This is a genomic window from Anabaena sp. CCY 9910 (assembly GCF_963920875.1).
Taxonomy (GTDB): Bacteria; Cyanobacteriota; Cyanobacteriia; order Cyanobacteriales; family Nostocaceae; genus Trichormus; species Trichormus variabilis.
Window position 1 is genome coordinate 32967 of the sequence record NZ_CAWUDJ010000016.1, and the last position, 13215, is coordinate 46181.

Genomic DNA, 13215 nt, shown 5'->3' on the forward strand with positions numbered 1-13215 from the left:
TGTCAGCTAATGACCGAGAACTCTTTTAATTCCCAGCGATTTAACATATCGCCATAAACATCTCTCACGACAGTACGCGCAGCATAAGGTTGTGCTGTGCGGATACAAGCCTCAATGGGATAATCTTGTGGTTTTAATAGTATTCGTCGCAAGCCATCGGCTATAGAATCCGGTGTCCTTTGCTCACAGACAATACCACTATCACAATGAAGTAATTTGGGAGTTTCACCGCATTTAGTTGTTACCACTGGCGTTCCACTAGCCAAGGCTTCTAAGACAACTAAGGGTAAACCTTCATAAGCACTGCTGAGAACAAAAGCACTACTCAAGCGATGTAATCTAGCCAATTCTTTTTGTTTCAATGCTCCCAGCATTGTCACCTGACTGGATAAGCCTAACTGTTCAATTTCCTGACGTACTGGAGTTGCTAATTCTCCATCGCCTGCTATTAATAGGTGCGTGTGGGGTTGATTTAAAGCGGCGAAAGCACGTACTAACAACAAGGGATCTTTTTGGGGATGCAGTCTTCCAGCAAACAGAATAAAACGTGTTGCTGGGTCTAGTCCCATCTGCAATGCCAATTCGCGCCGATTCGCTTCCCTTTGTGGCTGACTCCCAGAATAGAAAACCTCGTTATCAAAGGAGTTTTTTACGAATGCCACACGGTCTTGTAATTGGGGATAACGCTGGCGGTAAAACTGTGCAGCATCAGTGTTACAAGACAATATCTGACTAAACTGGCGGATTAATATACTCTCAAGAGCAAAGTAAGCTGCTGGAAATCTGCGCCACAGTATGGCTTTGCGGTCGGCCACAGTTGCCATCTGTGTGTGAATATCATTGTGAATAAATATCGTTTTTTCTCCCTGCCAGTTCATGGCTGCCAAGCTTGGCTCAAGCCGATGAAAGTGCATAAAATCTGATGACAGGGAACGGCCTAATAATGCAGCCGTATATCTGACCGTAGTCGGGATTAAACCTCTAACGTTATCGTCTTCTAACTTGAGGATTGGTAAAAAGCTAACTTCTCTACCTGCAAATTCTGCATCTTGCCATTTACCAAGGGACTGACTAGAATCGCTAGCTGTTCCCACTAGCCGCACTTCAAAATCACTAGGAGCATACTTGATAAACGTGTTGATTAATGTCTGAATTCCTCCAATAGAAGTTTGCCAGGGATTGAACTGGTAAAAGATGGTTAGAACTGGTTTACGCATTACTCACACCCTAGGCGATATCATCACCCCGCAAGTTTGCAATCTAAGTCAATAGGGAAAACACTGCAAAATAGTTGTAAATTTTATAACTACTTTACATAAGAACACACAGGTATATGGTAGTATCTCTAGGTTGAAAAGTCACTGTATCATTCCACTCTTTATAAAAACTTTACATTGTGGAGAGTATATACACTTGTAAAACACTTACGCAACACATAGGATTACTATTTGATTTGTGAATTATATATAGGATGGGCAAAGACTACCTTATCAGGGTTTTGGTGGACATTGCTCACACTAAAAATACTTATGTTTGTTCAATAATCAAATCGAATTCCTAGAGAATTTAATTTCATTAATTTAAATCAACTTCATCATAACTTTATCAAGTTTGTGTATTTGTGCGGAAACAGGCTTATTGTCTTTTGTATTTGCCTGTACTTTGCTTTTTTCTAATTAAATGTGCTGACAGTATTAATAGATTCATTGGGGGATTGGGGAAGGTGGGGCCCCCTCTGGGGATAAGGGGTAATGGGGATTGGGGACGAAATTTACTCCCTGGCTCCCGTTCGCGTAGCGTCCCGGAGGGAAGTTCGCCCGGAGGGAAACCCTCCTTGCGACTTCTCTTCCTGCCTCCCCTACATATCTTTCAACCCTTGCAAACGCACAGCCACACTACCTGCGTGGGCTGGTAAACCCTCGGTTTCTGCAAGAGTTACGGCAGACTCACCTATTGCCTGCAATGCTGCTTGATTGCATTCTAAATAGGTGATGCGCTTGAGAAAATCGTAGACACTTAAGCCGGAAGCAAAGCGGGCAGAACGGGAAGTTGGTAATACGTGATTGGGGCCACCTAAATAATCGCCGATCGCCTCTGGAGTATAACGACCTAAAAATAAACTACCAGCACACTTAATTTGACTAGCTAGCAATTGGGGGTTATCTACACACAGTTCTACGTGTTCTGGAGCTAGTTGATTGAGCAAAGGGATACTTTCGGCTAAATCCCTGACAATAATTACTGCCCCGTGATTTTGCCAACTGCTACTGGCTACTTTGGTGGTGGGTAAAGTGGTCAAAATTTGCTCAACTGCCGCCATCACTTGTTGGGCAAAGGATTCAGAGTCAGTAATTAAAATTGATTGAGCGCTGGGATCGTGTTCAGCTTGAGATAATAAATCCCAGGCGATCCATTCTGGATTGTTTTGGCGATCGGCGACAACTAAAATTTCTGAAGGCCCGGCAATGCTGTCAATCCCCACAGTCCCAAATACTTGGCGTTTGGCTTCAGCAACGTAGGCATTACCAGGCCCCACAATTTTATCTACGGGGGTGATAGTTTCTGTACCGTAAGCTAACGCCCCGACAGCTTGCGCCCCACCTATACTATATATTTCTGTCACGCCGGCAACTTGGGCAGCAGCCAGGACGGCGGGATTGATTTCCCCATGAGGCATAGGAACAGTCATAACTATGCGTTCTACACCTGCAATTTTGGCGGGTAGGGCATTCATCAAGACCGAACTGGGATAACTGGCGCGTCCTCCAGGGACATAAATTCCCACTTGCGATAAAGCTACCCAATTTAAGCCTAGTTTTACGCCTACGGTGTCGGTGTAACCAATATCTTGGGGTAATTGTTTTTGATGAAAAGAACTAATACGTTCAGCCGCTAGTTCTATGGCTGCTTTTACCTCAGATGAACATTTCGCTGCTTGTTCGGCGATGAAAGCCGCACTCAAATGATGAGAATGGGGGCTATAGTGATCAAAACGACTGGTATATTCCTGAACTGCTGCATCACCATGCGCTTTCACATGGGCGAGTATATCGCGTACTGTACCACTAACATCAACCGTTGCTTCTCGGCGATCGCTCACCAAGCTTTGGAATCTGGTAGAAAATTCTTGGTTGGTTGTTTTCAAGACTAGCATGGACAGTATCTCTGGGCTAATGCCGGTTTGCAGTAAGGACAATATTTAGTGTAGAGCGATATTAACCCTGAGTGGAAGTCAAATGCTGACTCCATCTGATAATTTTCATCTTGACTGTTGGCTGGTCACAGATACCCAGTTTGTATGCAATACACTTTGACCTCTCTCCAAACCTCTCTCCTGCGAGGAGAGAGGCTTTGAGTCTTACTCCCCTTCCCTTGTAGGGAAGGGGATGGGGGTTAGGTCTGTATTTGACTCAATTGCAAACCTCTATATACCGTGACTTTTGCCAATCACCCAATGACGACGGAAAAACCGAGATAAGGAAGACTCATCTAATGACAAATAAATCGGCCGACCGTGGGGACAAGTGCGGGGGTTGCGAGTACGTTGCCAATCGTCTAGTAATTTCTGCATTTCTGGTAGACTCATGGGAGTACCGTTGCGAATAGCACTGCGACAGGCGACGGCTACTTGGGCTGTTTGTAAGTCACCTCCCCAACTGAGTTCTAAAATGGCTTCGGCGCAGTCTTCACGTTGTTGTAACATTGCTGGTAAGTTACGCAGTGCCCAAAGTTGTTCACCAAAGATGTCAATATCTAAACCGATGCGTTGCAATTGAGCAACTTGGGCTGGGGATAGTTGATAAAGAATAATTGGTGGTTCAACGGGAATAAGTCGCCAGTTATCACACAATTGTTCGTATAAAACTCGCTCATGGGCAATGTGCTGTTCTACTAGCCACATTCCCCCAGAATGTTCTGCGACTATATAAGTATTACTGACTTGGGCTACTGCTTTTAAGTAGTGCTGAGTGTTGTCTGCTGGATTGGCGTTTTGAGGATTAAAGTTATAGTTCCCTTTTTCCTCGGCGGCTTTGAGTAGTTGACTCACTCGCGTTGTCTGGACAGATTCTTTTATATTGGCAGCGCTAATCCGTAGTGCTTGGTTAATGGCTTGAGTCACTTGTTCTTGCCAATAACTCAAATCGTGGAGGTAAATTTCTGTTTTGGCTGGATTGCGGTTCCAGTTGATTTGGTCAGGGGAAATCAGAAGATGGAGAAAACAAAGGGGGTAGCGATCGCGTGGTAATGTTTTGTGGAATGCTGCCAAAATTGTTTGTTCTAATTCTGGCGACTTAATCATCCGTCCGTTAATTGCTACCCGCACCCAATCTGGACGATGGCGGTGACAACGGTCTGGTAATCCTACAACTAAAGAAAGTGTTGTGGCGTTTGGCTCGTTGTTGGTGCTGAGTTGCGGGTTTTCTGGGTTGGGTATCTCTAGCTTAATTTCTTGTAAATCACCAGGGCGTAGTTGGGGAAGAAGTTGGGGTATGAGTTGTCCGGCTGTGGCGGCGGGGGAGATGGTGAACCAAATCCGGTCATTTTGCCAAACTTGCCAGGTGGTTTGGGGATGACAAAGGGCGATTTGTTGAATTGTGGCTTGCACAGCTTTCATTTGCTGTGCTGTTGTGGGTAAGCCTTGACGACGAGCCGCACAACTGGCGAATAAATTCGAGACTGTGACTACTGTACCAGGAGCGATCGCTGTAGCTTCAACTTGAGTTGCTTCCCCGTGATCACCATAAACTACTCGCCAGCCCACATTTTCCGGGGCGCGACTAATAATTTCTACATCTGCTAGTGTCGTTAAACTATGTAGCGCTTCACCCCGAAATCCCAAACTATGAATTTTCCACAAATCTGCACTAGAACGAATTTTACTGGTGCTATGGGCTGAGGCGGCTTGTTGCAAATCATCCAAGCTCATACCGCAACCATTATCTGCCACCCGAACACGCCATTGCTGCGGCCATAAGTAAACTACAATTCTCTTTGCACCTGCATCCAAGGAATTTTCTACCAATTCCCGCACTACAGCAGCAAATGAGTCGATGACCTCCCCTGCTGTGATGAGGTACACGACTTCTTGAGGTAAAGCTTGAATAGTAGATGCCATAAACTATAGTTTATAACTTTTGGTACAGCAGTCAACAAGAGGCAGGGGGCAGGGGGCAGGGGGCAGGGGGAAACTTTCTCGTCATCTCCCAGCAAAGCTGCCCCTTTTCCTCTTCTTGACCAGTTTTTGCTAAATTTTGCAGATTAATTAAAATTAAAGTATTCAATCATACTAAGTAAATTAACAATGTGGGAATAAGTATTGACACCAGATGTATAATTAGCCAGTTTATTCCTGTATAACAAGATAAATTTAAAACTTATTCGTTTTCTGTTCCCTGTACCTGAATAGGAGCATTATGTGGCAAAAAAATAAACAAGATAGTGGCATAGTGAATCTGGCATTATTGTTTGCCTTAACAACCACTCCCATCGCAGCAAATCTGTTGTTGTCAGCCCCGATGCTGGCACAGTCGGAGACAGACACACCCACCTTCGCGCTACCGCAAACTGTGGAAAGCGGAACGACGGTGCGGATTGATGGCTCAAGTACCTTGATAGCGGTGAATCAAAGCTTGAAACAGGGTTTTGAGCAACAGTTCACTGGTACAAGAGTAGATGTAGCTACTAATGGTACAGAAGCTGCACTCAAATCTGTATTAGCTGGCAATATTGATGTGGCGGCTATTGGTCGTGGTTTGACCCCGGAAGAAAAAGCCCAAGGTCTGGAACAGGTCAGGTTACATCGGGAAAAGATAGCCATTATTGTTGGGGAAGAAAATCCCTTTAAGGGCAGCTTGACCGATCGCCAATTTGCCAGAATTTTTCGCGGACGCAGCATTACTAATTGGTCACAACTGGGAGCGCCATCAGCCAAGATTCGGGTGATTGATCGCCCTAGTACCAGCGATACCCGCGAAGCATTAAATAACTATCCAGTTTTCAAGGCTGCTAAATTTGCTACAGGCTCGACGGCAACTCAGGTAACAGAAGACAACACCGCCGAAATTATTAAACAGCTAGGTAAGGACGGGATCAGCTACGCCAGAGCCAATCAAATCTCTAAATTGCCTGGTGTGCGGGTACTTAAATTACACGATACCCCACCAGATGACCCTAAATATCCTTTTTCTCAGCCTCTAGTTTACGTTTATAAAAAGAATCCTAGTCCAGCGATCGCCTCTTTTCTCGGTTTTGCTTTAGCGTCACCAGGACAAAAGGCAATAGAAACGGCAAGAGTAGCTGAAGCAGAAGCGATCGCCAAAGATGCAGCCCAACAAGCATCCTTCACAACCGCCAATTCTCTGGCTCCAGCAGCCAGCGCTTCCCCCACAGCAGAAACCACGCCAGCAATCAATTCCTCTCCCATTCTGGAAAGCCCACCCACAGCTAACACTTTTCCTGATACTGCCAGTACCAGCACTAATGTGAATCAGCCTGCGATCGTAGCTCCCCCAGAAACACCTAGATTGGATCGCTCCTTGTTATGGTGGTTATTGTTGCCAGTAGGGGCTATAGCTGGACTATTATTGTGGTTTGTCAAACGTTCATCTGCGACTAAAGTATTAGAAAGCACGACAGAACCCATCACTGGTGATACGGAAACACCTGCCACTGAACCATTAGGAGAAAGCCACAATGGGCTACATCCCAACCTAAGTGATGGCAATACTGTAACCGCAGTCCCAGGAACAAATGCAGTAGCATCCCCCACCACAACTACTACGGCTGTAGCTGATCAAGAGCCGAAAAACACCAATTACACAAGTAATTATCAAGTAAAAATCCCGCCTGAGTTGGAGCAATCACCTTGGGATATGGAAGCACCCGCATCTGTGGTTAACACTTCCTATCCCCAAATGATCGAAGTCGGCAAAGCGCCCACTCATGCAGAAACCCAAACAACAGATATCGCCCCAGAAATCCCCGAAATCTCATCAAATGGGGATAATCGTCACCCAATCACAGAGGAACAACCCCAGCCACCAGAGAATTTAGCAGATCAGACTCATAGGGAGCCAGAAGATCACCAAGAACCCGAATTAGTAAGCCATCCAGTAAATGAAGATACATCGGAGATAGTAGATTCACTGCCAGAATTACCAGACTTTGAAGCGATTTTTGCCGATGAACCAGAAGAAAATAGCGAAGTCGCTAACAACTGGATAGCCCCAATTACAGAACAGACAAATATCTCATCTGTTGATGGACAAGTTGAGAACACCACAACAGCGATCGCCTCGGCTGAATTACCAGAACCAGAGACAACAAAAGAAGTAACAACCACACTGCCAAAGTTTGCCGATATTCCCGAAGATGCCCTCAATTTGGTAGCCGATGCAGCCGAAATTCATGAAGGTGGCACACTGGAAGATCCAGATTATCTCACTCCATCCAGTTTAGGGGCTTTAGCCGGTGGTGCAGTCTTAGCAGGTGTAGGGGTACAAACCTGGGTTGGTAAACATGATGTAGAGGAAAGTGACACATCCACAGTGCCAGCATCACCCAATACTCCTGAAGTAGCTACAACTGACGAGTTAGAGGATGGGGAAGAAGACAGTAATATTGTCCTTAGACCCCGTAACCCTGAATGGGCTTATGTTTCCTGGTATATTTCACCGAGTGATCAGCAAAAGTTCCAAGCTCAAAGTTCCTCAGAATTGGCATTGCGACTTTATGACATTACTGGTGTTGATCTGAGTTACCAAAATCCCCAGCAGGCGCAGCAGTATGAGTGTGAACCAGGAACAAGCGATCGCTATGTACCCATTCCGGCGAGCGATCGCGATTATATAATTGAAATTGGCTATCTAAGCGGCGGTGAACACTGGACTACTATTGCCCGTTCTCCTAGCGTCCGCATCTTTGATCGTCTACATATAGACTCTCTGTCCCCAAATTTACCAGCAATAGACGAAGCCAGTAGTGTTGTCTTCCAGCACCGCACTTCCAAATGGGCTTATGTAAGTTGGGACATTTCCGCCACTCATCAGCAATTACTCAAAGATGCAGGGATTTCCCAGCTAGCACTACGGCTTTATGATGCCACCAATATTGACCTGAGTTACCAGCGCCCCCAATTGGTGCAGCAATATGAATTTGATGAAATCACCCGCGATCGCTATGTGTCAATTCCCCAGAGCGATCGTGACTACATGACAGAAGTGGGTTACTCTACCCCAGAGGGTGAATGGGTAACTATCACTAGTTCCGATACTGTTCGTGTCTTTAGTAGTCCCCAAGGAGATTTTTGGTTCTTAGCAGATACTGAGTTAATTATCCACGGAGCCACAGATCCAGGTGCAACAGTCAATATTGGCGGCAAACCAATCACCCTCAAATCTGACGGCACTTTTCACCTGCGTGTCCCCTTCTCTGAAGACTTGCTCGATTATTTGATCACTGTCACTAGTGGAGAACAAAGAAAAACCATCCGTAAGAAGTTTGTTCAAGAAACTTCGGAAAGCTAAAACAGCGATGCAGTTATCTGGGTTTGGTAATTGGTAATTGGAATTTCTGCTCAATTACCTATTACCTATTATGAGGGAACACCAAAAAATAAATTGTCCGAAATCGATGGTTTGGTAGGGTGCGTCAGTGTGAATAATTTCTGAGTATAGTTAGGTTATGTTGCACTGACGCACCCTACTGGATATTTTTTTATTTATAGGATTACTATTTGATTTATGAATTATATGTAGGGTGGGCAATGCCCACCAAAACCCGGATATGGTGGGCAATGCCCACCCTACAGATACTTACCGTTGTTCAATAATCAAATATGATTCCTATAGAAGTATAGCTGTTGCTAGTAGTGTTAGGACATCAATAGATGATATAACCTAGACACAACAAGACTTTTCACCCAGTACCCAGTCCCCAGCTATACCTAACATTCTGGTAAATTTTTCTCAGCATATTTGCAATCAAAATGAATTAGAGCATCCCTTGTAGAGGTAAATGTTGTGGTTGTGCGGTAGGGGCTACTGTCATAACTTGCATCCCGTAACCAGATTTTTAGATAGTAACTTTTGTTATCATCACTAGACCATAATTCGTAACGATACTTACCTCCTGTTCCCTGACTGCTGAGGTAGTCAGCTAGTGCTAGATTTGATGTCCCTAAAACACTAAATACTGTCAGGAAGGGAATTATAGCTAATTTGAGTATTTGGTTCAGTTTCATAAATGCACACAAAAATTACTCCCTCTACCTTCACTCGTTTATGTATATTTTTAGTTCAGTAATAACTTTGAACATTGTGTGAAAATATCGTAATCTACCAGCAAAAAATTAGCTGTTACTAACTCGAAGCGCTAGTATAAAACCGCAAAGCAAAGCTCCAAAACTTGCTGGAAGCCCAAAAAAGCACCGCAGCCAAGACTAATGCACCTATTAACCAAGGAACTTGCACTCTACCTAATATGACTTCGGCTGGCACTGTGGTTAAAAATGTTACTGGAACGATAAAAGTGAAGAAAAAGCGATAAGCCGCAGGGTAAGCCACCATTGGATATCTACCCGCCTCTAATAACCCCCGTAACACCTCAGTAGCGTTATATATTTTTACAAACCAAATGCTAGTTGCACCTAGTATAAACCAAAGACTGTAAAGAATTATCAAGCCACAAAACAAGGGGATAATGCTTGGTAGATAGTTAGTAATTCCCAAGCCAAGGCGTTTACCTGCATAACCAATAATCACTCCACCAAAAATTAAATCTGGTACTCCCCAAGGGGATATGGTGTGGGTGGAAAGCCAAAACTGACTACGTATGGGTTTGAGCAGAACAAAATCTAAAGTCCCTTCTTGGACATGGCGAACAATACGGTTGAGATTGGGAGCAAGAAAGGTAGCAGAAAAGCCTTGCAGTAAAGTAAAAATTCCCAACACTACTAAAGCTGCTTCCCATGACCAGCCACTAAAAGTATAGCCATTCCGGTAAAACAAGAATAGTCCAAACAGGCTGCCTGCTAAATTTCCTATACTACTGAGGGTAGCTATAAAGAAGTTTATACGATATTCTATCTCAGCAGCGATCGCTGCACTCCAAAACAGTTTTAGTACTTTCAAGTATCTTTGCATTTTGCACCCGTAACCCAATTTCACTACCTGAATCTGGAGCTATCTACCATGTTAAAAAAATACCTTCCTTTGGTCGCGCGTTCGTTTCTGGCTGTGATTTTTATTTACACTGGTGTGAACAAAGTCTTTAACTTTGCCCAGACTAGTGAATTTATGGCTAAAGCCGGACTACCTATCGTAGGAGTACTACTAGTTTTTACTATTGCATTTCAGATATTAGGCGGGTTGTCTATTATTCTTGGCTATAAAGCAGAAATTGGCGCAATTTTACTCATCATTTTCCTCATTCCTGCTACCATCGTGTTTCATAATCCCTTCGCAGATCCCAGTCAATTCAATAATTTTTTCAAGAACTTGTCTATTATTGGTGGACTATTACTCATCCTCGCCTATGGTTCTGGCACTCTTAGTTTAGAAGCAAGCGATCGCTCTTCTTATGCCTCACAGCCAGAGGAATAAAAGATGAGGGAGGCAGGGGAAGCAGGGGAGGAATCAATTCAAAATGAATAATCGCTCCCCACTCCCAGGAAAAATTTAAGCCACACAACAAATAGGGGTAGGCTTGAAACCCACCCCTTTTGTTTCTGATATAGTCCGTCCCACAGCTAAAGCTACAGGCTTTAAACTATCAACCAAACTCACCATATCTTCTAGGGATAAAGCCTGACGTGCATCAGAAACAGATTTTTCTGGTTCTGGATGACACTCAATAATTAAACCATCTGCACCACAAGCCACAGCCGCCTTAGCTAAAGGTGCAACTAGTTCCCGTTTACCCACAGCATGGGAAGGATCGACAATTACAGGTAAATGAGTAATTTGCTTGAGTGCTACTACTGCTGCTAAATCTAAAACATTGCGGGTGTAATTATCGAAGCTACGGATACCTCGTTCACACAGCACCACATCCGGATTACCATGACTGACGACGTATTCAGCCGCCATCACAAATTCTTCTATTGTCGCGGCTAAACCACGCTTGAGAAGTATTGGTTTACCTGCTTGTCCTAAGGCTTTGAGCAAATCGAAGTTCTGCATATTGCGGCTACCCACCTGCAACATATCAACATGGGTGGCGATCGCCTCAATTTGAGCAATTGACATCACTTCAGTCACAACAGGCATATTGTAATGCGATCGCACCTGAGCTAAAACATCTAATCCAGCCTCTCCCATACCCTGGAAAGTGTAGGGTGATGTACGTGGTTTGTAAACACCACCCCGCAGCGCCTGCACAGATGAGCCTTCTAAGCGTTGGGCGACAGTCTCCATCTGCTGTAAGCTTTCCACTGTACAAGGGCCACCGATAATGACTAATTCCTTCCCACCGAAAGCAACTGTTTCTGAGATTTGAACAATTGTCTGGTGATTAGGGTGAGACTGGGAAACGAGTTTAGCGTTAATCATGGTTGGATTCTCCTAAAGGGTTGGGGATTGGGGATTGGGGATCTAAATTTTGTTGGCGCAAGCCTTGCCGTAGGCTATTTTGAATTTTGAATTTTGTAGCTTGCTTCCCGTAGGGTATTTTGAATTTTGAACTGATGACTCCCTGAACTGTTGCAAACAAAAAAGCCCAGAACCTTTGGGTTCCGGGCGCGTATGATTTATCGGCATGACGCTATTTACCCGGAACTTGGTCTGGGCCAAAAGTAAAAGCTATAAAACCAGCTAATAAAATAGGTCATCACGATGAAATTTTACTCCTGAAAAAACAAAAACCGCAGAGTTTGCTCTGCGGTTCACTGGGCGGTTTCCATCGGGAAACTTAATTCACACCCTGTGAACCGCCTTACGCCAAAAATAAAAATAATTACTGCTGCTGATTGTATACACGATAGTAAGCGAGAATTATATGTATTACGTTATCTTAGCACAAAGATAACAGAAGAATTTGGTAGCGTCAAGACCAGCAAAACTTCTTGAAAAACGATAAACTCAGTACAAATCTGAGACGAAAAACCTTTGACTGGTAGATATATAGCAGGATGCTTATTATTAATAGACTGCTCTCAATTGTGATCAATCTTATTGTTTAGGTAATGAGTAATCGATGAGTATAACTATCAGTAAATCAAACTATAACATGAGCCTATAGAGGTATTTTTACACAAAATTATCGGATTTACGTATTAAATGCAGTACACCCTATTACAGTATGGCGTAAATAAAATTTCTCACCCACAAGGGGATGAGGAATTTGGTAATAGGTCATGGGTCATGGGTAATTGGACTATTACCTATTACCTATTAACTATTACCCAAGCGGCGGTGCGGCTATCCCTCTCCTCCCACAAAGGGATGGAGTTTTCCGCCGCTTTTATAAAAACCCATTTTTCATCAAGTAAATACTTACGCTGTATTCATTTTAAATTTTGTTATCCCAGTCTTTCCTATTCTCAATCCCCAACGAGAACGCTAACGCCAAAATGAAGGAAACTCCGAATACCCCGTTGGCTCACTAGTCCCTAATTCCTATTTTCAAGACAGTTTTATTATGTCCAGGTCTAAACTCTTTACCAAACCTTTCGATACTCATGATGTTTATCCCTGTCCGGTTTGTCGAGTAGGGAAAATTTCTCACATACCATTGATGGAGGCGATGGGTTGTGATTTCTGCCACGAGATTTTTACTGTAAATATAGAACAGCAGCAAATTAAGATGCCTTCTCGTCAACCTCCTCTAGTTTGGCGCTGGAATGGCTTTAATTGGGCGGAAGCTCAGTTAGAAGGTGTAGAATTAGGTTGGGGTTATGGGTTAGCCGCCACCATCTTTGTCTTACTGCCTACAACTTTAATTGGCATTGTCGCTTATTATTTCCCACCGACAGTCCATGATCCTCTCACTTGGCTGCCTTATATTTGGACAATATTAACTTTCTTGTCGCATTTATCAATTATTATTTGGATTTTTATAGAAGTTTATCAAATTCCCGTAGCCGCATATTTTCGAGCTATCACTAGGTGGAGAAATAGGCAAGCCGAAAGATAATTGCTGAAGTCTTCAGAATCTAGAATAGAGCAACAAGTAAATTTGGATTTCCATACTCATTGCTGATTTCTGAATTCCTATCTC

The 13215-nt window shown here is 43.8% G+C and carries 9 protein-coding genes; 3 read left to right on the forward strand and 6 right to left on the reverse strand.

What is annotated here, in order from left to right:
• Positions 1-2: 2 nt before the first annotated feature.
• The 3 genes from ACM5QX_RS13910 to mutL form a co-directional block, all read right to left on the reverse strand.
• Positions 3-1217 (reverse strand): glycosyltransferase, encoded by a 1215-nt coding sequence (locus tag ACM5QX_RS13910; protein WP_414754046.1) that lies wholly within the window; start codon positions 1215-1217, stop codon positions 3-5.
• Positions 1218-1858: 641 nt separating this feature from the next.
• Positions 1859-3154: a histidinol dehydrogenase gene (gene hisD, locus ACM5QX_RS13915; protein WP_414754047.1), complete on the reverse strand. Its 1296-nt coding sequence runs from the start codon at positions 3152-3154 to the stop codon at positions 1859-1861.
• A 270-nt stretch (positions 3155-3424) separates the two neighbouring features.
• Complete coding sequence (gene mutL / locus ACM5QX_RS13920; RefSeq protein WP_414754049.1) at positions 3425-5116, reverse strand: DNA mismatch repair endonuclease MutL; 1692 nt, start codon at positions 5114-5116, stop codon at positions 3425-3427.
• A 298-nt stretch (positions 5117-5414) separates the two neighbouring features.
• On the opposite strand from mutL, the gene ACM5QX_RS13925 reads away from it, so the two are divergent.
• Positions 5415-8525 carry a DUF4912 domain-containing protein gene (locus ACM5QX_RS13925; RefSeq protein WP_414754050.1) on the forward strand — a complete coding sequence of 1037 codons (3111 nt, stop codon included), beginning with the start codon at positions 5415-5417 and terminating at the stop codon, positions 8523-8525.
• Between the two features lie 419 nt (positions 8526-8944).
• On the opposite strand, the gene ACM5QX_RS13930 is transcribed toward ACM5QX_RS13925, so the two are convergent.
• Both ACM5QX_RS13930 and ACM5QX_RS13935 read right to left on the reverse strand, forming a co-directional pair.
• Positions 8945-9241, reverse strand: coding sequence for a hypothetical protein (locus tag ACM5QX_RS13930; RefSeq protein ID WP_414754051.1), 297 nt, complete (start codon positions 9239-9241; stop codon positions 8945-8947).
• A gap of 118 nt (positions 9242-9359) precedes the next feature.
• A complete protein-coding gene (locus ACM5QX_RS13935) occupies positions 9360-10142 on the reverse strand; it encodes an ABC transporter permease (RefSeq protein WP_414754052.1) in 783 nt (260 codons plus the stop codon).
• 48 nt (positions 10143-10190) lie between these two features.
• On the opposite strand from ACM5QX_RS13935, the gene ACM5QX_RS13940 reads away from it, so the two are divergent.
• Positions 10191-10601 (forward strand): DoxX family protein, encoded by a 411-nt coding sequence (locus ACM5QX_RS13940; RefSeq protein ID WP_414754053.1) that lies wholly within the window; start codon positions 10191-10193, stop codon positions 10599-10601.
• Between the two features lie 75 nt (positions 10602-10676).
• Here ACM5QX_RS13940 and aroF read toward each other — a convergent pair whose 3' ends face one another.
• Positions 10677-11549: a 3-deoxy-7-phosphoheptulonate synthase gene (gene aroF / locus ACM5QX_RS13945; RefSeq protein WP_414754054.1), complete on the reverse strand. Its 873-nt coding sequence runs from the start codon at positions 11547-11549 to the stop codon at positions 10677-10679.
• A gap of 1087 nt (positions 11550-12636) precedes the next feature.
• On the opposite strand from aroF, the gene ACM5QX_RS13950 reads away from it, so the two are divergent.
• Positions 12637-13131 (forward strand): hypothetical protein, encoded by a 495-nt coding sequence (locus tag ACM5QX_RS13950; RefSeq protein ID WP_414754055.1) that lies wholly within the window; start codon positions 12637-12639, stop codon positions 13129-13131.
• Positions 13132-13215 lie beyond the last annotated feature (84 nt).